Source organism: Longispora sp. NPDC051575 (assembly GCF_040681875.1).
Classification (GTDB): domain Bacteria; phylum Actinomycetota; class Actinomycetes; order Mycobacteriales; family Micromonosporaceae; genus Longispora.
In genome coordinates, this window is the sequence record NZ_JBFAZP010000021.1 from 1 (window position 1) to 17,027 (window position 17,027).

Sequence of the window (17,027 nt, forward strand, 5' to 3'; positions counted from 1 at the left end):
GACTCACCCCGATCGAGTTTGAGACACTACACAAGGCCACTCAACCGGCCTGAACACCGCTAACCCCGCGAGTCAACCAAACCGGGGGCAGTCCCAGTCGCTGCGTGCCGCCGGGGTGCGCACCGATTAGGTCGACCACGACTGGGTAGGTTCTATCGGTATGACCGATCCGCACAACGAGTTCGTGTTCGCCGGCGCAGACATGACCGGCTTCACTCAGGACTGGCTCGCCGGCCTCGACCAGTTGCCGGCCGAGTCCACAGGGCTCCTCGACCTCGCGCTGCACGACCCCGTCCGGAAGGACCGGTACTTCTACGGGGCCGGTTTCGTGATGCAGAACATCGGTCCGAGGGCGGGGGCGGAGCATGCCACCGCCGACGAGCTGCGCCTGTTCGCGGTCCTGGCCGCCTACCAGCAGGATGACCATCCGGGGGCCGATCCGACAGTCTGGGACGGGATCCTCGCCCACACCCGCCGGGCCTTCGACCACGCCAACGCCCTCGGGTCGGCCGGGGTCGCCCACCGGCTGAGACAAAACATCATCGACCGGGCCACCCGGCAGGACCCACCCGAGTTCACGGCGATGATGAACCGGTCGATGAACAACGACCCGGCGCGCAGGGCCGCCCACGAGCGGAACATGGCGTCGATCCTGCACCGCGACATTCGGGCCGCCAACTTGATCGACCCGGAAGGCGAGTCCGAATTCGACCTTCAACTCCTCCAAGCCCGCCCGTAGCCTGCCACTGGCCAACCTCACCATTCTTCGATCTACGTCGAGACCGTGACGATCGTGGACGGTGCTCACGGCACAACTGGCGGATGGATCTCCCTCACCGCTTCGTCGTCCTTGGTCACCACGCTGCTGGGCACGCTGTTCTACCGGCAGGCCGGCGGGCCAGCATCGTCCTGGCCCGCCCACCTGATCAGGCGTCGAGGAGTTCGTAGACCTCGCGGGGCTGGGACGACAGGCCCTCCACGGAGATCTCGGGGCCGGGGATCGCACCGTCGGCCGTTTGCAGCCACTGGTGGATGTTGGCCAGGGTGAACTCCTGCTCGCGGGGGATCATCGCCTCGGACTTCTCGGCGATGGTGCGGGTGATCTCCTTGAAGACCCGGGTGTACCCGCGGGTGGTCCGCACGTCGGTGTGGCCGAGCAGTTCCATGATCGCGAACTCGGTGGCTCCGGCCGCGTACGCGATGGAGGCCGCGCCGTGACGCAGGCCGTGGAAGTGGATCGGCGGGAGACCGGAGCCGTTGACCAGGCGCACGAACTCGTCGCTGATCCAGCTGGGGCGCAGCGGCGAGCCGTTGAGCCGGGTGAACACCAGGTCGTTGTCCTCCCACTCGGCTCCGAGGGCGGCTGCGGCGGTCTCCTGCCACTGCTTCTGCAAGCGCAGCACCTTCACCGAGGCGTCGTTGAGCGCGATCTCACGGCCCTGGCTCTCGTCGGTCTTGGGGTCGGCGACCTCGACGTCCCAGCCGATCTGGACGAGCTGCTGGGACACGGTGATGACGCCGCGGTCCAGGTCGACGTCCTCCCAGCGCAGCCCGGCGGCCTCACCACGACGCAGACCGGCGAACGCGACCAGATGAAACAGCGGGTACAGCCAGTGGCCGCTGACGTGGTCGAGGAACGCGCCGGTCTGCTGGAGTGTCCACACCATGACCTTGGACGGCTTCTCCTTCTCCCACAGGACGTCGATCTTGACCGCGAGGGTGCGGGCCAGGCCGTGGTCGCCGCCGCGCAGTGCCTTGGTGCGAGCCCGGGTCAACTTCTCGATCTTGTCGCGTTTGACCTTCCACCGCTCGGTGCGCGCGTCGGTCCACACCATCGGGGTCACCTTGGCGGTCGGCAGCTTGTACAGCTGCGCGACGTTGATGGTCAGGTCGCCGTCGGCCATCAGGTGGGTCAGGAACGAAGACAGGCATGCCTTGATCCGGTGCTTGGTGGGGAGCCGGACGCGTTTGCGGTAGTGGAACCGCTCGCGCATCTCCGGTGTCCACTCGGCGAACGGCACGGTCCGGGCGGCGGCGAGGTCGACGTTGAAGGCGTCGATGGTGTCGAACATTGCGACCAGGTCGGCACGGCGCAGCCGGTCGTATTCGATGCAGCCGAGATTGGGCTCCAGGTACAACCGGATGTGGGTCCCATACGCCTTGCGGGTGTTGGACGACAGGTGTCCGAGCCCCTTATGCCACTCCCAGAGCAAAGGGCCGATGAGCGCGCCGGCCTCCAGCGTCGCCCCGGAGCGGTAGCGCTGCGACACCGTCTTGGCACTCGGCAGGTCGCGGCCGTTGCGCACGCAGGTGCGGATCAGCTCGGCGATGTCGTGGCGAGCCTGGTCGCCTCGCGGCCCGTTGTCGGGGACGGCGAGGAGTTCGCGAATGTCGTGCAGGAGGTCTTCGGCGGTGTCCTGGCTGCCGAAGCCTCCGAACCGCAGGCGGATGGCGTTGCCGGTGGTGTCCGGCTGCGTCTCAAACCGCACGCCCCAGTTGCCGTGACGGCTGTTGTAGCCGCCGCCGGCCCGGGTGAGCTTGGGGCACTTGGCGCCGAGCTCCTTGCCGTGCTCGTCCAGGCAGGAACAACGTTTGCTCGTCGTGCCGATCGAGGCGAGTTTCACGGGTGCTCCTGATCGAGGGTGAAGGGTGGCTGCATGGGGTGCACGCTACCAGCAGTGAGGCAAATAATGCCTCTCAAATACGAGGCAGCATTTGCCTCCGTGGTGAGGGCTTGTGGGGTCGCTGTGCGCTGTGGCAGCTCAGCGGCCCTGCCGGCGGTAGGGTGTCGGACATGTCCGAGCCGGAGCGCGCCCCCGAGGGCCTGCCGCCCGTGCCGGGTCGTGAGCCTCGCCCCGACCCGGGGGTGCAGTCCGTGCGGGTCCAGGTCGCCTCCGGCACGGCCGCCCGGCTCGACGCCGCCCGTCCCGACGTCGGCACGTCGGTGGTGATGCTGGGGCTGGTGCGCGACCTCATGTCCGGCGCCGCCCACCTCCCGGCGGCCGAACCCCCAAATGTCGTGCGGGTGCGGCTGCCGGCCGCCGAGCGGAAATGGCTGCAAGAGCACTTTCCCGGCGAGACTGTGCCTGCGGTCCTGGCGCGCCTGGCGGAGCTGTTCGCCTCCGGGTCCTACCAGCCGGCGTGGACGCTGCCGCCCGGATCTGAGCCTGGGTCAGAGCATGCGCAGGTAGCGCAGTAGGTCATAGACCCGCACGAACCACTCCCCACCCAGGCGCTCGGCCTCTACGGGGAACTCGCCGCGCTTGGCCAGCTTGTAGCTGGTCGTGCGGCCCTTGCCGAGGATCTGCCCGGCGGTGACCAGGTCGGTCGTGGCACCCAACCCCATGATCTCTTCCTTGGTCCAGATCCGCTCAGTGTCCGGCACGAGGTCACCTCCCTTCTCAGATCACGACCGGCCCGCGCGCGGCGCGCCGGTCCGGTGGGCGGGCCAATCGTCGATGTCGGCCCGCCGTGGATTGCTAGCCGGTGACCGGCAGGTGGTCATCGACCGGCGGCACGGGCGGCGCCGGCGGCACGACGGGCGGCTGCTGGACCGGCGGCTGCGTCGGCTTGCCCGTCGGAGCGGTCGTGGGCGAACTAGTGGGCTTGCCCGTCGGGCTCGACGTCGGCGAACTCGTCGGGCTGACCGTCGGTGAACTCGTGGGCTTGCCGGTCGGGCTGCCGCTCGGCGTCGGGGTGCCGCCGCCGGTGCCGCAGGCGACGTAGCCGACGTCGATGGTGGAGGCGGGGACTCCCTTGCCCGCGTTGATGGTGATGCGCAGGGCCGTGATCGACTTTCCGCCGTCGGGGGTGGTGCCAACCACGCCCACGGCCACCGAGCCCTTGGAGCCCAGCGACGGGGTGCCACTGACTGCGGAGGCGACCTTGCCGTTGTCGCACGACGCGGTCACGCTGGCCACGTTGACAAGGCCCGCGAACGCGTTGAGCCCGCTGATCTGCGCGTTGGCCTTGTTCGCGCCGGCGGTCACGGTTGACCCCGAGATCTTGATGGTGCCGTCGGAGGATGCAGCGCCACCGCCGCCGGACTTCGCCGAGCCGTCGGTGGAAGTCACCGCCGGGCCGGACAGCGGGGCCGCGCCGGAGGCGGTGATGCTGCGCGCGGTACTGGCGGGACTGGCCGCCTGCGCTGGGCCGGCGAGCAGGAGCGCGCCGGCCCCGACGAGGGCGAGCATGGACACGCCGGTCAGACCGGCGACCTTGAATGGAGAGGTGTTCACGACATTAGTCCTTTGTGGTCTAAGGGATGATCTTGACGAGGGTCCCTGCTGGGACCTGGAGCAGTTGGGCGATGGCGGCCTGCGGGATGCGGATGCATCCGTGCGAGGCCGCGGTGCCCATCACGCTGTCGCTGGGCCAGGAGTGCAGGGCCACGACTCCGGGCCCGCCGCCGAACGTGCTCAACACTTCGGAGTGCGCGCCGAGCGGCAGGATGATCGGGCTGTACGGCTGTGCGCTGTCCTTGATCGCGGCGAGGATGAACGTGCGGCCGACCGGCGAAGGGGTGTCGGCCTTGCCGGGGCTGGTGGCCCAGGAGCCGATCACCGCCCCGTCGCGCAGCAGGTCCAGCCGCATCGACGACAGCGATGTGTGGATCTCAAACGGTGAGTGTGCGACCTGCACGCCGCTGGCGGAGATCCAGCCGGAGGCCCCGTTGGGCCTGGCCGGCAACAGCACCAGGAACCAGCCGGTCTGCCCGCCGATCACGGGCAGCCAGGTCGCGCTCGCCCCCTGGCGCTGCGGCAACCGGGCGATCGGCGTGCCGCCGGGCGCGTCGAACACCGGCACCGCCTGGTCGTTGTGCACGACCAGGCCGGTGCCGCTGGCCTGGCGGTCGGTGTCGACGGGAGCCGCTGACACCGTCGTCCAGGTGGTGGCCTCCACCAGGGAGGCCAGCCGTTCGGCGGAGACCTCCGGCACGGCGACGGGTGCCGGAGCCTGTTCCGCGACGACCGGCGGCGTGGCCTCGACGGCGTGCACGACGACCGGCCGGGTCGCCGGGTCCGGCGCCGTGGCCATGTACAGCGCCGCTGTCGGAACGAGCAGCGCGATCCCGATGGCCGCCATGCCGATGCCTGAGCGCACCTCACTCACCTCCCCCTCGCGCGTGCCGCCGGTCATGGCCGCGCTACTTCGTGATCTCGGACAGGAACGCCGCGTTCGGCGAGCCCAGGCCGGTGACCTGGTCGTATCCGGCCGTGGTGTGCAGGGCCTGCGGGGTGGTGTCGACGTCGAGCAGGAACACGCCCCGCTCGCCGCTGGGCAGGCCCGGGGTGAGGATCCCCGCAGCCTGGTGCGTCAGGTCGTTCGTCACCGGCGTGCCAGCGGCGAGCTTGGCGTAGAGCACCGGGGCGAGTAGGCCCACCGGCTCGCCACCGGCGCGCGCCTGGGCGATGGCGACCAGGCTCGCGATGATCGGCGCGGCCAGGCTCGTGCCTCCGGTGGACTCCTCCCGGTACTGGCCGTTGACGGAGTAGCCGATGTACAGCCCCGTGTTCGGGTCGGCTAATCCGGCGACGTCCGGGACGCTGCGCCCACCGGCCGGGGCTACGCCCTGCTGCCAGGTCGGCTGGTCGAACTGGGTGCTGGTGCCGCCGCCGGCGCCCCACACGAAGTACGGGTTGCGCTTGACCCACTGCCCGTTCTGCACTGTGTTGGCCGAGGACTCCCAGCCGGTGGAGAACACGACGGAGTTGGTCTTGCTGACGCCGGTTGTGGTGCCGCCGACGGCCGTCGTCCACGGTGAGGACGCGGGGAACACCGGCGTCGGGGCGGGCTGTCCGACGGCGGTCTGGTCGCCGTAGTCACCGCTGGAGAAGTAGGTTCCCGAGCCGAGGATGGTGGCGCGGGCCAGCAGCGAGTTCGTCGACGCCAGGTGCTCGGCGCCGAGCTTCTCGTGGGCGTAGCTCCAGGAGTTGGTGATGATCGAGGCGTTGATGGACTCGTCGGCCAGCACCGCGGCGATGGTCTCCTCGAGCTTCGTGCAGTCCGGGGCCGCCGCGTACACGATCTTGGCGGCCGGAGCGATGGTGTGCACGGACTGGATGTCCAGGGCCTGCTCGGCCAGCCAGTTGCCCACGTTGCAGCCGTGGTCGCTGCCGTCACCCGGGATGTACTTCTTGATCGTCAGCTGCCCGGCCGCCAGCGGCGCGACCCCGTTGCGGGCGAACGCCTTGTTCGCGTCCGCCACGGCGTTGCCACCATCGAACGCACCGGTGATCACCACGGTCTGCCCCGCGCCGGTGTCGGCGGGGGCGAGGCCGTAGATCCCGCGCAGCTGCGCGCCGTTGATGCCGCACCCGGCGTTGGACGTCTGGGCGGCGGGGTACTTGGCCGGCACGCCTGGCAGGACCCACTCGCCCCAGTACGTGGAGCAATAGTTGCCCGGAGCGTTCGGGCCCGCCGCCGCCTTCGAGGCCTTCGGGGACGCGGTCGCCCGCACCGACATGGGCTGGGCGGCCCGCTCGGTCAGACCCGTGACCGCCACGACGTCGGCGGCGATGGCGCGCGGCACCGCCGGGGTGGCCGTCGCGGTGCGCAGACCCTTGCCGGACGGGGTGTCGCGGGTGGTGAAGCCGGTGGCGAACTGCGCGCCCAGAGCGCGGGCCGAGCCGGTGACCGTTAGCCGGGTGCCGGTCGCGTCGAGCTTGTCGACGCTGAATCCGGACCGCTTCGCCCAGGACACGATGCCGTCCACACGCGATTGCGGCGCGCCGAAACGCTGACGCAGCTCGGCGCGCGTGAGGTGCTTGCCGAATGCGGGCGACCCGGGTGTGGACACGGCGGTGGCGTAGGCGGCCAGTCCGCCCTCGTCCGCGCCGGCGAGAGTGAGGGTGACGGTGAGCTGTTGCTGCGGCATCAGCCCACCGCCGCCAGGTGGGGCGGCCAGGGCTGAGCTCCCCGTGGCCAGCACTGCCGCGGCGGCCAGGCCGCCGGCGAGCAGTGGAAGTCGAGAACGCATCGTCTTCTCCTTGATCGGGCACAGCAGTGCCCGGTAGGGGTGCGGGAATTGGGTGGGGGCTTCGGCTACCGGCCGGCCTCGGCGCGGCGGCAGGCCAGGATCAGCGCCGTGCGCTGCCTGGCGGCCCTGCCCGGGTCCGCGCCTCGTGCGCGCGGACCCGGCCCCCCAGCGATCCGAGCGGACAACGCCTCCGCCCAGGCGGTGCGGGCACCGCGACGGGGTCGGGCGGGAACGTCGTCGTCGTTGATCACGACACCGACACTGCCGACCCGATCAGCGGGCCGGAACGTTACGGGCCGTTGCGACTCGCAACGATCACCCCGGCTGACCTGCACGTTCTTCTCGCCCCGGGTGGACGCGATGGTGTGATCCGGCACGCGACGAACCGGATTGGCAGGGCTGTGCTGGCCGTGGCGAGGCCCTGCGAGGTCTCGGCTCACCACCGCAACACGGGTGTTCCATAATGGACGTATGGCGGCATTTGAGGGTCCTGCGGCGGCGAACGGTGAGACACCCGACTGGAGGCGCCGCCGACTCGGCCCGCCGATTCTCGGTGCGGCCTTCCGCGACCACCCGGCGGCCACACGCTGGATTCAGGGCATGGAAAGCGACGTGGATGTCACCAGCGAGGACTTCCGCGAGAATCTGGACCTCGCGCTGATCGACTTCGTGCCAGCGTTTTGCGGCACGGGATCGGAGCTGGCGGAGCAGATGCTTCGGCGGGTCTGGCGGATGCAGTTCATCTCCGCTCACGGCAACCGGCCCGGCGAGCCGGCCGTGCTGGGCGACGGGCACGGACAGCGGCTGACGATCGCCGAGCTTCCCGACCAGTCCATCCAGGCGACGGCCGCGATGGTCCTCGACGCCTGCTACGCCGGTAGCCCCGGTTTCGTGGAGACGTTGGCGGTGAAGATGGACCCGGCGCCCACCACGTTCATCGGCTTCACCGGCCAGTCCACGGGAAGGACGGCGACCGCCTTCGGGCGGCGGCTGCTGGAGCCGTTTCTGCGCCTGGATGAAGGCCCGGAGATCACCGCCGACGCCGTGGCGGAGGCCGCGCGGGGCGCGTGGCGCCAGATCTGGGACCACTGGGAGCCCTCGGGTCGTTGGCTTCTACGGGAAGCCGGCCTCGTCGTCATACGCGGCTTCCCCGACAACCTCACCCCCTGGTCAGCGGTGACTTCGATCGGGCGACGTTGATCATCGGCGCGTTAGTCGACGAAGTCCATCTGCTCGCCGATCAGGTTCTTCTTGGCGGCGTCTCTGCGCTCATCGCCGTGATCGGCATGGTGCTGATTTGCCTCGGAGTGGCACCCGGCTGACCGCATGCCTCAGGGAAGTGGCCACGCAAGCCTTCCTCCGCGATGCTCAAAAAGAGGAAAGCGCACTGCGGGGGCGGACAAAATGCCTGGCCGAAGGTCCAAGCGCACCCGCCGAGCTGGATGATCAGGCGAGAATGTGGTCGCTAGAGTCTGGCGGACAGACTAGGGGGGAACATGGCGATAGGAACGGAGCGGTGGTCGGCGTTGACGGGCGCCGGCGCGCTGCGCGAGGCGCTGAATGCGGCTGGGTGGCGTGTGGAGTCCAGCGAGTCGACGGTCAAGGACCACGTCACCGTGATCGTCGACGGATACGGGCCAGACCCGGGTACGACCGTGCGCGGCATCTGGGCGTGGCCAGCTGCGGACCCGGCGGCCGTGCGGGTGAGAGGGATCGCACCGGCTCCCGGCACGCGGGCGCTTGCGCCCGTCGACTCGATCGACGCGGTCATCAGCAGCATCGCCGACTTCCCGCCACCGCCATCGGCAGCCGAGTAGCGCATCGGTCTGACCGGCGTCTGCCCACGGCAGGGAAGACTTCCCGCCGATTGGCCAGCCGAAGGGCCGCTCATGAAGTCCGCAGCACGGGGCGGCCCAGGTGGCGCGCCGTCCGGCGTGCCCGGGATACTGGATTGGTGGCTGAGCCGAACTTCGCCCTCCAGTTCCCCGACGTGCCCGGGAAGAGTGGCTGGCAGTTGACACTCCGAACGGCGGATGTCCTGCACACCGCGTTGTGCACGCTGGCCGACGGTGCCTACAACGACATCGAAGCGTTCGGCGGAGCACCGGTGGTCGAGGCCGACGACTGGGAGGTGTTGGGAAGGCTCCCCCGCCTGGCGTGGAACATGGATTCCGGCTGGCGGCGGAGGTTCGCCCGGGCCGCCGACGATCTGGCCGCAGACCTTGAGTCGGGAACGTGGCCACGTCCGCGATGCAGCGGCGAAGAGCTGATGCTGCACCTGGCCCTCGCCGACGCTCCAGATCTGTTCGCCGACATGATCGACGGCACCGACGGTCACGAAGCGCTGCCCGCGCGCCGTGGCGACTACGACTGGGCGAAGTGTTCCGAGGTCCTGTTCGAGGACAGCGACGTCATGATGTTCTTCGACCCGGGTCTTGACGGGTTCGAGGACCCGCTGGACAAGGTGAACCGTGACCACGGCATCGGGGACCTGCGTCCGGTTCGGTGGTTCGATCCGTTCGCCGGCATCGAGGAACGTGACCTCCGGCGCGGCTTCCGACGCTGATTGTCGGGGCAAGGCTAACCTGCCACGCAGTGATGCGTCAGGCTCCGCCATCTCCTTCCTCGCTCGGAGGGGCGGGCGGTGAAGCGTCCTTCGCCCGCACCCTGCGCCAGCGCAGTCCGAGCATGACCGCAAGGATCAGCAGAAGAGCCCAGCTGCCGTAGAAGACGACGGCAGGCACGAGGCCCCTGCTCGCGCCAGCATCAGTGATGGCCAACATTCGTACGTCCTCGCTGGTGTCGATGCGATGGAAATGAAGCTCCAGTCCTCCTCCGGCACGGTGGTGGCTTTGCCACCCGGCGAGCTCTCGCGGGTCACGCCGCATCCCAGTGCCGGTGCGGGTAGAGGATCGGTGGGAGCCCCAGCGACTCGACAGGGATTCTCAGCGCGCGGCAGACCCAGACCTGGTTGTAGTCGTCGGGGTTGCGGTGGTCGTTCTCCCAAAGGCTGATCATCGTGCGCATCGAGGCCCGGGTGGGCACGCCGTGGCCGTGTTCGCGGGCCAGACGCGCCATCTCGGCGATCAGCCGTGACTGCGACCAGCACCGGTCGGCGCGTGCTTGGCGCAGTACCTGGCCCGGGGTACGCGGTCCCCCGGCGGGGGCGGGCCGGATTGGTCGGATGGTGCCGGACATTGTCAGTTCCTCCCGTGATCGGTGGGTGCGTGGCGCGGGCTCTGGGGTGGCAAGCCGCAGCCGGGGTGGTGGCAGTAGCCGTCGTCGGCCGGGTCGAGGTAGCCGTGCGTCGGCCCTGCGGCGGCGACCGGGGACACCGGGCTTAGCCGCCACTTGGCGATGTCGCCGTTGCGGACTAGGTGGCGCAGGTAGCCGACTACGTCGCGGGGGGCGCGCTCGGCGAGCACAGCTGCCACGATCTCGCCAGCCTCGTCGGCGTCGACGCCGAGCATGGCCCGCAGCAGAGCGATGGCCGGAGGAGAGGACTTTGAAGTAGATCTTCCTTCCTCTTGATCATGTGGTCCCGTTGTGGGCCTACCCTCGGGCCTCCCACTGCCCGTGTGTGTCCCGTTCTGGCGCGATTTGGCTGGGCCCCCTGTGGGTCCAGCCTTGCTCCGTTGGTTGCGGGGTAGGCCCGCAGTGGGTCCACCCGAACCCGTCATGTCCGACTTGGGTGAGCCCGCTGTGGGACTACCTGAACTGGGGGGTAGGTCCGCTGCGGGCCCACCCGAATCGGGACAATCGGGGTCCGGCTCGTAGTGGATGCCGATCCCGGGGACCGTGAACTCGTAGCTGGTGCGCTCTCCCCGGCGGGCCTTGGCGGCGTCGGGGCGCGAGCGGATGACCCATCCGCTGTCTTCCAGCGTGCTGAGAGCGCGCTGGACAGTGGACTTGCCCAGGGCCGTGGCGCGCGCCAGTTCGTTTAGGGACGGGCTGTCCTCGGCCGGGATCACCGCGGCGCCGTCGGTGCCGAACGACAGGAGCGCGAAGGCGGTCCACCGGGCGGGCGAGGGCAGATTGCCGTCGCGCAGTGCCCGCTCGACCTGCTCTCGCGCCTTCACCGCAACCCTCCGTCCCCGTGGAATCTCGATCGGCTCGCGTAGTTCAGGCCGCGTGGCAGTCGGCGTGACGGGCCAGGTGCAACTGGGCGGCGGTGGTCACCGTGGCGGTCTCTCCGCCGCGGTGCTTGGCCAGGATCCAGTCGGACTCGCCGGGCCGTGCGTTGCGGTCGTAGTAGGACGGCCGGTGCAGCAGCACGACGATGTCGGGGTCCTGCTCGAGGCTGCCGCTCTCACGCAGGTCCGACAGCATCGGCACCCGGTCCGGGCGCTGCTCGGGCCCCCGGTTGAGCTGGGCGAGAGCGATCACGCAACAGTTCAGCTCTTTGGCCAGTAGTTTGAGCGCGCGGCTGATATCGGCCACCTCCCGCTCGCGGGTGTCGCGGCGGTGACCGGAGGGGGTGACCATCAGCTGGATGTAGTCAACGACCACAACGCCCAGCGGCTGGCGCATCGCCAGCCGGCGGGCCCGGGTGCGCACGTCGAGCACGCTGACGTGCGGGGCGTCGACGATGTGCAGCGGAGCCTCGGCCAGATGCCCGCTCGCGCGGTGCACGGCCGTCCAATCCGCGTCGCTCATCTGCCCGCGCTCCAGCCGGCGCAACGGCACCCCGGACTCGGCGGAGATGAGGCGCTGCACGAGCTCCTCCTCGCTCATCTCCAGCGAGACGAACAGGGCCGCCCGGCCGTGGCGCAGGGCGGAGCGCACCAGGTCGACCGCACTGACGGACTTGCCCATCGACGGCCTGCCGGCGATCACCCAGAGAGTCCCCGGCAGCATCCCGTGGGTGAGCTGGTCGAGGCGGGTGAACCCGGTCGGGATCCCGCGCAGGCCCTGGCGCTCCCCGGCCTTCTCGATGACCTCCAGGGCCGCCGGCAGCAGATCGCCGATGTGCTGGACATCGTGGACACGGCGGTGGGAGGTGGCCGCGTACAGCGCTGCGGTTGCCCGGTCCTCCAGCGACTCGGCGTCGTCATCGACGTTGTACGCCAACTGCGCGATGCGCGCGGAGGCGGCGATGATGCGCTGGCGAACTGCGCGTTCGGCGACCAGGCGGGCGTGCCAGGCCGCGTTGGCGACGGTGGGCACCGCGTCGAGGAGCGTGTGCAGGTAGCTGGCGCCACCGACGCGGGGCAGCTCACCGCGTTCCAGCAGTCGGGCCGTTACCGCGACCTCGGTGGTGGGCTCGCGTCTGCGGTCCATGTCCACGAGGGTCGAGAAGATGGTTGCGTGCTTGGGCTGGTAGAAGTCCTCGGCGGTCACGATGTCGGAGACATCCATGATCGCCGTCTTGCTCATCATCATGGCTCCGAGGACGATTTGCTCGGCGGCTTTGTCGTTGGGTGGTTCGCGGAAGTCGGTCATACGGCGGTCCGGTGCTGGAGCGGAGTGTCCTCCGGCGGCGGTTTCGACGGCGGCTGCGGGCATGCCAGCGCGCAGCCGGTGGTGGGCCTCGGCTGATGGCAGGCCACCAGCCACGGGCGCGAGGGCTCGGTGGCCGTCCACACGCAGCGGCGGGACAGGGAGGCGGTCGGCGTCATGCGGCATCGGCGATCTGTGTGGCGGAACTGGGGCAGTGGAATTCGTGCGGGAGGTAGAGCTGCGCGCCCTGCGCCCAGGCCGCGCTGAGATCGGCCCCCTCGAGTCGCTCAGCCAGCGGGGTCCGGCCGGGACGTGGCCGCAGGGTGTGGGTGCCGTCGTGGCGCGCCTCGGCGTCCAAGGCGAGCAGGTCATCGAAGGCGTCGTCGGCCCATATCACCGGCGCCCGGCAGGTCCGGCAATAGCCGGGCGGATACAGGGCCATCACGCCGCCCCGTCCGCGATGGCGCTGGACAGGAGGATTGAGACGGCGGGCCGGCCGCTGTCGGCACAGGTTGGGCAGGCCACCTGTCCTCCGGCCAGCACCAACTTGTGCGCCTCGCAGACCTCGACTTCGAGAGGGTGTCCGGTGGGGCAGACGCCGCGCAGCGTGGCGGTGGCCCTGCCGGCGCAGGCGTGGTGTTCGCTGGCGGGGATCAGGTCGGCTCCCTCGCAGAGCACATGGCGGGGGTAGGTCATGGTGCACCTCGCAGAAGTTGGGCGCGACGGCTCACCGGTCGGCGAGACGGGTCTGGTGCGCGGTCGTGGCAGGTCTGTAGCCCCGTGTCGTTGGCGTCCTCGCAGGCCAACAGCTCTGCCTGCTCGGCCTCGGACAGGGCCACCACTAGGAAGTCGTGACCGGATTCCGCGCACTCCGCGCAGGCCACTTTCGCCTGACGGACGTCTTCGGAATGGCCCACGCAAAGATCCATATAGGAGATATGCTCGTGCGCGCACCGCGCTACCAGGACCTCGGTGCGAGCAATGCAGGGTGTGCCGTGTGTCAGCACTCTGGCGGCCATGCACCAGCGGCGACGACGCGACGCTTGGTGCGACATGCGTGATGTAGCGGTCATGGCGGATGTCCCAGGGGTCGGTGAAGGTCCGCCGGGGCACGCGCCGTCGGCGGAGAAGCAAGGAACGGGGAACAGGTGGAGTCCCGGACGGGCATACGCCGCAGGTGGGAGCGCTTCCGGTGCGGTCAAGCCGCTCGGCGGGTGCGTCTCGGGCGGGCGGCGATCTCGGCCAGCAGGTCGGCGACTTCGCCGCGGCGCTCGGGCTCCGGCAAGCGGCGTACGCCCGCGCCGGGGGTGCGGACGACGAACAGTGCGTCGATGCTGACCGTGAGGCCGAAGGCGGCGAGGCGGGGAATGTGGCGTTGGAGTCCGAGGACCGCGCCACATACGAACTCGGCGGAGACGGGTTTGCCGTCGCGGGCCCGGCGGATCGTCGTGCGGTCGACGCCGACTAGGGTGGCCCGGGCGGTGTCAGTGCGGTATCCGCACAGCTCTGTCATCAGGACAAACAGGTGGGTCTGGAGCGCGAGGTGCGCCTTGGCGGGCTTCACGGGGAACCCCTCTTCCCGAGGAGTGTGCGCACGCCATATCCTCCGTACGGACTAGGTGTCATGTGCATGCGACAACCCTAGAATGGACTGTGCACCCACCACATCGGGTGAAAGTATGAAGTGGGTGAGGTGTTGGTGCCTCACCCAGCTGTTCTGACGTGTGGAAACAGGGGTTTGTCACCGTTTCGCGGTGCGACCAGGAGTGCGAGAGGCGGTGTGGGGTGGCCCAGCAAGATGGGGTGGACCCGGCGGCTGAGGCCGTCGCCGACGACAGGCCGGTCGACATCGACATGGACGCCTGGGCCGACCTGCTGATGGGGATGGTGGTCGAGCGCGGCGTCACGCCCCGCCAGCTGGCGGACGCGTTGGGCCTGCATCGGCACGCCGTCACCCACTGGCTCAGGCGCAAGCACCGCGCCTCGGTCGCCAACGTCCGCGACAGCTGCAGAGTGCTGGGGTATCCCGTGCGTAAGGCACTGGTCCAGGTCGGCTTCTTGACCTCTGAGGAGGCTTACGGCGACAGCGCGCCGGAGCCGACTCCCGGTCCCCACGGCCTGGTCATGGAAATCGGTCAACTACTCGTTAAACCGGGTATGTCCAACGCGGCGAGAAAGCTGCTCGAGGAGCGTCTAGAGCAGGCCCTGGAGGAGTGGAGTGAAACCGTGGGCGTGCCTCGCCCGGGTGCCTGACGTCAGCAGGCTGCCCGACGGGATCACTTTTGGCGCTTGGCCCGGGCGGCGCGCAGCGCCTCGATGCGGGTGACCAAGGTGACCTCGGTGTCTAGAGCGCTTTCGCTGTCGACGATCAAGATGCTGATCAGCAAGCCGGCGACGATCAACCCGTTCGCGTAGCAGATGATCGGCTGCTGAAGCAGCATCGACAGCCCGCCACCGGTGAAGACCTGCCACCCGAAGATGGCGACGACGCCGGCGAGCCCCGCGATGACGTAGCAGTCCGCGCGCCAACGATTCGGGTTGAGCAGTTGCTCCAAGCTGATGAGCGCGAAGATGATGGGGATGACGGCCCATCCCAGGGCGAGCTGGTCGCGCTCGAGGTGCGAACCCGCGTCGGCGGCGGTCCCGAGGTAGATGACTAACGCGGCTCCCAGGATCGCCGCGATAGTCCAACAAATGGTGCGTACCACGAGGCGGCGGCGGGCGGCGGGTTCGGAGGTCGCGTAGCCGCTGCGGGCGGTGTGTCGCACCAGGTGCCAGCGGCCGAGCGCGGCGGCCACCGCCCCGAACCCGATGAAGACGGAGTTCGCGTGGCCCAGGGCTATTTCCTGCCACCGGATCGCAAGCGGTGTGAACGCGAGCTGGACCCCGATGATCGCCATGTAGGTGCCGACGCCGAGTAAGGCGCAGACTTTCGCGAAGCGTGCGGTGGCGTCGCGGGCCAGGACCTGCACAACGATGGCGAGGATCAGGAACCACGAGACGCCGAGGACAAGAAACTGGTGCAACCAGTGGCTGATGCCGGTTGGCCAGACCCTGTCGGAGATGCACAGGGCGAGAGTGGATGCCGCACCGATAAGTGCGGTTGTCACCTCGGTGGCTCGGGTGCGGCGTTGAAGGAACTCAACACCTCGCGTTATGAACGTCCCCCGCCGTCGGTTCACATCAGGCCCTTCTGCTGTGCTCACTCACCGTGTTCGTCGATCCGGATCTCCTCCAGGTAGGCATCCCACCATTGCTGCAGGTCGCGCAGCAAATGTCTTCTGATGGGACTGCCTTCGGGGAGCCTGTTTAGACGATCCCGCAGGTCCGGGTTATCCACCAGAACGTCACCTGTGAAAGGGCCTGACGGGTGATCTATTTCGTCCGACTGGTTGACGGCGACCTGTGGCATCACGCCGGTGCGCAGGGCTTCGGCTATCGTGCCCCGGTCCAGGCCCAAGCCCCGCTCGATGGCCTCGTAGCTGGGCAGGCGTAGCGGTTTGCCCTCCTCCGCGCGCATCACGGTCTTGCGGTCGCAGCCGCCGCGGCGGGCCACATCCTCCTGGAGGAGGTGCTGTCCGGTGCGTTGGAGCTTGAGGAACATGCCGAGGTCCGTAAGCGCTTCGTTGGCGCCCATCTGGCCTCCTCGACTTTTCGGGCGTACCGGACTCCAGTGACTGGAAGTGGACTGGAGATGGACCTCAAGTCCAACTTCATCGTTGCACGTTAGCGAATCGCGACCTAGAGTCCAACGCAGGGGGTGGAAATTTTCGGTCCCGTGAGCAGTGGGCATGTGGCTTGCCCCGCCCGAAGGTACCGAAGTTTCCAGCGCTTCGCGCAGGCCCACCTATTGCGTGCTCAGGCCGCCCAGGGCAGGCGCACGATCGCCCGGCAGCGTTTCGGGCTGTATGGACAACGGGGAGTAGCAAAGATGGTGATGGTGAGTAGACGCCCGCAAGTGCAGGCCGTGGTCGCCGGTGCCGCGATCGGCGCGGTGGCTGCGGGATGCATGTGGCTGACGGGACGCGGGCTCGGTAACCGGATAGACAGGCACGCCCGCCGCGTCGAAGACGCGCTTGACCGCCACGAACGCCTGCTTCAGGAGTGCGAAGCGGAGCGGGAGGAGTACCTGCACCGACTCCTGGCCGCCGTGCGAAAGAACCCAGCCGTTCCCCTCGCCATCCCCGCCCAACACATTCCCGATATGTAGAGCCGGTACCCCTTCGACCCCCGCGACCGCACTGAAGCCCGGAGTCTCACACTCCGGGCTTCGCCATGTCATCATCCGAAACGACCTCCCGCTTCGCATGTCCGCGCCTGCCGGCAGGTGAAGAGGCCGTTGAACGCGGACCTGTGGTTCGGGCAGGCGAAAAAGCTCCGGGATGACGGCCGAGGCTGTACGCCCGTGAACCCGATCCACCGTCAGGTTCCGCACTCGGTCGAACGCGCCCCTGCGGTGTCCCGCCTCTCGAGGTCGATCCTCATCGGCGGTGAGCACGCGCCGAGCATGACAGCGCGCCCTGCCCGTCCAACGTCACGCTCCGCGCGGGCGGCTAGCCTGTTTTGCCAGGTCAAGGGCTCACACCGTTGCGGGCCGTAACGGGTCGCA

The 17,027-nt window shown here is 69.2% G+C and carries 21 protein-coding genes and 1 pseudogene; 8 read left to right on the forward strand and 14 right to left on the reverse strand.

The window, feature by feature from the left end; genetic code table 11:
- Positions 1–160: 160 nt before the first annotated feature.
- Positions 161–739: a hypothetical protein gene (locus AB0M43_RS37580; protein WP_363732186.1), complete on the forward strand. Its 579-nt coding sequence runs from the start codon at positions 161–163 to the stop codon at positions 737–739.
- A gap of 187 nt (positions 740–926) precedes the next feature.
- Here AB0M43_RS37580 and AB0M43_RS37585 read toward each other — a convergent pair whose 3' ends face one another.
- The gene (locus AB0M43_RS37585) at positions 927–2,624 is read right to left on the reverse strand and encodes a tyrosine-type recombinase/integrase (protein WP_363732189.1); all 1,698 of its coding nucleotides are present in this window, start codon (positions 2,622–2,624) and stop codon (positions 927–929) included.
- A 170-nt stretch (positions 2,625–2,794) separates the two neighbouring features.
- Here AB0M43_RS37585 and AB0M43_RS37590 point away from each other — a divergent pair, with 170 nt between their 5' ends.
- Positions 2,795–3,199, forward strand: coding sequence for a hypothetical protein (locus AB0M43_RS37590; protein WP_363732191.1), 405 nt, complete (start codon positions 2,795–2,797; stop codon positions 3,197–3,199).
- Here AB0M43_RS37590 and AB0M43_RS37595 read toward each other — a convergent pair.
- From AB0M43_RS37595 to AB0M43_RS37610, 4 genes are all read right to left on the reverse strand, one after another.
- Complete coding sequence (locus tag AB0M43_RS37595) at positions 3,173–3,385, reverse strand: helix-turn-helix domain-containing protein (protein WP_363732194.1); 213 nt, start codon at positions 3,383–3,385, stop codon at positions 3,173–3,175. The genes AB0M43_RS37590 and AB0M43_RS37595 overlap by 27 nt on opposite strands.
- A 94-nt stretch (positions 3,386–3,479) precedes the next feature.
- On the reverse strand, positions 3,480–4,238 hold the full coding sequence (locus AB0M43_RS37600) for a hypothetical protein (RefSeq protein WP_363732197.1): 759 nt from the start codon (positions 4,236–4,238) through the stop codon (positions 3,480–3,482).
- Positions 4,239–4,257: 19 nt separating this feature from the next.
- Entirely contained in the window at positions 4,258–5,103 is an 846-nt protein-coding gene (locus AB0M43_RS37605; RefSeq protein WP_363732200.1) for a L,D-transpeptidase family protein, read from the reverse strand.
- A 43-nt stretch (positions 5,104–5,146) separates the two neighbouring features.
- Entirely contained in the window at positions 5,147–6,979 is a 1,833-nt protein-coding gene (locus tag AB0M43_RS37610; RefSeq protein WP_363732203.1) for a S53 family peptidase, read from the reverse strand.
- A gap of 471 nt (positions 6,980–7,450) precedes the next feature.
- Here AB0M43_RS37610 and AB0M43_RS37615 point away from each other — a divergent pair, with 471 nt between their 5' ends.
- The 4 genes from AB0M43_RS37615 (at position 7,451) to AB0M43_RS37630 (ending at position 9,545) form a co-directional block, all read left to right on the forward strand.
- On the forward strand, positions 7,451–8,179 hold the full coding sequence (locus tag AB0M43_RS37615) for a hypothetical protein (protein WP_363732205.1): 729 nt from the start codon (positions 7,451–7,453) through the stop codon (positions 8,177–8,179).
- Complete coding sequence (locus tag AB0M43_RS37620; protein ID WP_363732208.1) at positions 8,176–8,301, forward strand: hypothetical protein; 126 nt, start codon at positions 8,176–8,178, stop codon at positions 8,299–8,301. Before AB0M43_RS37615 ends, AB0M43_RS37620 begins: the two co-directional genes overlap by 4 nt.
- 174 nt (positions 8,302–8,475) lie before the next feature.
- On the forward strand, positions 8,476–8,796 hold the full coding sequence (locus AB0M43_RS37625) for a hypothetical protein (protein WP_363732211.1): 321 nt from the start codon (positions 8,476–8,478) through the stop codon (positions 8,794–8,796).
- A 137-nt stretch (positions 8,797–8,933) separates the two neighbouring features.
- On the forward strand, positions 8,934–9,545 hold the full coding sequence (locus tag AB0M43_RS37630) for a hypothetical protein (RefSeq protein ID WP_363732214.1): 612 nt from the start codon (positions 8,934–8,936) through the stop codon (positions 9,543–9,545).
- A 311-nt stretch (positions 9,546–9,856) separates the two neighbouring features.
- Here AB0M43_RS37630 and AB0M43_RS37635 read toward each other — a convergent pair whose 3' ends face one another.
- The 7 genes and pseudogenes from AB0M43_RS37635 to AB0M43_RS37665 all read right to left on the reverse strand — a co-directional run bounded on the left by AB0M43_RS37635 (position 9,857) and on the right by AB0M43_RS37665 (position 13,982).
- Complete coding sequence (locus AB0M43_RS37635; protein WP_363732216.1) at positions 9,857–10,177, reverse strand: helix-turn-helix transcriptional regulator; 321 nt, start codon at positions 10,175–10,177, stop codon at positions 9,857–9,859.
- 2 nt (positions 10,178–10,179) lie between these two features.
- Positions 10,180–10,449, reverse strand: a complete 270-nt coding sequence (locus AB0M43_RS37640) for a hypothetical protein (protein WP_363732320.1) — start codon at positions 10,447–10,449, stop codon at positions 10,180–10,182.
- A gap of 402 nt (positions 10,450–10,851) precedes the next feature.
- Positions 10,852–11,058: pseudogene (locus AB0M43_RS37645) on the reverse strand (helix-turn-helix domain-containing protein); the annotation flags it as partial.
- A gap of 43 nt (positions 11,059–11,101) precedes the next feature.
- Positions 11,102–12,421 carry a replicative DNA helicase gene (dnaB, locus tag AB0M43_RS37650; protein WP_363732218.1) on the reverse strand — a complete coding sequence of 440 codons (1,320 nt, stop codon included), beginning with the start codon at positions 12,419–12,421 and terminating at the stop codon, positions 11,102–11,104.
- A 172-nt stretch (positions 12,422–12,593) separates the two neighbouring features.
- The gene (locus AB0M43_RS37655; protein WP_363732221.1) at positions 12,594–12,863 is read right to left on the reverse strand and encodes a hypothetical protein; all 270 of its coding nucleotides are present in this window, start codon (positions 12,861–12,863) and stop codon (positions 12,594–12,596) included.
- Entirely contained in the window at positions 12,860–13,114 is a 255-nt protein-coding gene (locus tag AB0M43_RS37660) for a hypothetical protein (RefSeq protein ID WP_363732223.1), read from the reverse strand. Before AB0M43_RS37660 ends, AB0M43_RS37655 begins: the two co-directional genes overlap by 4 nt.
- A gap of 502 nt (positions 13,115–13,616) precedes the next feature.
- Positions 13,617–13,982 carry a hypothetical protein gene (locus AB0M43_RS37665; protein WP_363732225.1) on the reverse strand — a complete coding sequence of 122 codons (366 nt, stop codon included), beginning with the start codon at positions 13,980–13,982 and terminating at the stop codon, positions 13,617–13,619.
- Positions 13,983–14,203: 221 nt separating this feature from the next.
- Between AB0M43_RS37665 and AB0M43_RS37670 the strand changes: the two genes are divergently transcribed.
- Positions 14,204–14,671, forward strand: coding sequence for a helix-turn-helix transcriptional regulator (locus tag AB0M43_RS37670; RefSeq protein ID WP_363732228.1), 468 nt, complete (start codon positions 14,204–14,206; stop codon positions 14,669–14,671).
- A 23-nt stretch (positions 14,672–14,694) separates the two neighbouring features.
- Here AB0M43_RS37670 and AB0M43_RS37675 read toward each other — a convergent pair whose 3' ends face one another.
- Both AB0M43_RS37675 and AB0M43_RS37680 read right to left on the reverse strand, forming a co-directional pair.
- A complete protein-coding gene (locus tag AB0M43_RS37675; protein ID WP_363732231.1) occupies positions 14,695–15,528 on the reverse strand; it encodes a hypothetical protein in 834 nt (277 codons plus the stop codon).
- A gap of 92 nt (positions 15,529–15,620) precedes the next feature.
- On the reverse strand, positions 15,621–16,055 hold the full coding sequence (locus tag AB0M43_RS37680) for a hypothetical protein (RefSeq protein ID WP_363732234.1): 435 nt from the start codon (positions 16,053–16,055) through the stop codon (positions 15,621–15,623).
- A 294-nt stretch (positions 16,056–16,349) separates the two neighbouring features.
- Between AB0M43_RS37680 and AB0M43_RS37685 the strand changes: the two genes are divergently transcribed.
- Entirely contained in the window at positions 16,350–16,628 is a 279-nt protein-coding gene (locus tag AB0M43_RS37685; protein ID WP_363732237.1) for a hypothetical protein, read from the forward strand.
- The last annotated feature ends 399 nt before the right edge of the window (positions 16,629–17,027 follow it).

Excerpts from the sequence above, each read along its gene's own strand:
- AB0M43_RS37625 (WP_363732211.1), top strand. The coding sequence starts at position 8,476 with ATGGCGATAGGAACGGAGCGGTGGTCGGCGTTGACGGGCGCCGGCGCG.
- AB0M43_RS37615 (WP_363732205.1), top strand. The coding sequence starts at position 7,451 with ATGGCGGCATTTGAGGGTCCTGCGGCGGCGAACGGTGAGACACCCGAC.
- AB0M43_RS37590 (WP_363732191.1), top strand. The coding sequence starts at position 2,795 with ATGTCCGAGCCGGAGCGCGCCCCCGAGGGCCTGCCGCCCGTGCCGGGT.
- AB0M43_RS37610 (WP_363732203.1), bottom strand. The coding sequence starts at position 6,979 with ATGCGTTCTCGACTTCCACTGCTCGCCGGCGGCCTGGCCGCCGCGGCA.
- AB0M43_RS37685 (WP_363732237.1), top strand. The coding sequence starts at position 16,350 with ATGGTGATGGTGAGTAGACGCCCGCAAGTGCAGGCCGTGGTCGCCGGT.
- AB0M43_RS37680 (WP_363732234.1), bottom strand. The coding sequence starts at position 16,055 with ATGGGCGCCAACGAAGCGCTTACGGACCTCGGCATGTTCCTCAAGCTC.
- AB0M43_RS37580 (WP_363732186.1), top strand. The coding sequence starts at position 161 with ATGACCGATCCGCACAACGAGTTCGTGTTCGCCGGCGCAGACATGACC.
- AB0M43_RS37660 (WP_363732223.1), bottom strand. The coding sequence starts at position 13,114 with ATGACCTACCCCCGCCATGTGCTCTGCGAGGGAGCCGACCTGATCCCC.
- AB0M43_RS37640 (WP_363732320.1), bottom strand. The coding sequence starts at position 10,449 with ATGCTCGGCGTCGACGCCGACGAGGCTGGCGAGATCGTGGCAGCTGTG.
- dnaB (WP_363732218.1), bottom strand. The coding sequence starts at position 12,421 with ATGACCGACTTCCGCGAACCACCCAACGACAAAGCCGCCGAGCAAATC.
- AB0M43_RS37635 (WP_363732216.1), bottom strand. The coding sequence starts at position 10,177 with ATGTCCGGCACCATCCGACCAATCCGGCCCGCCCCCGCCGGGGGACCG.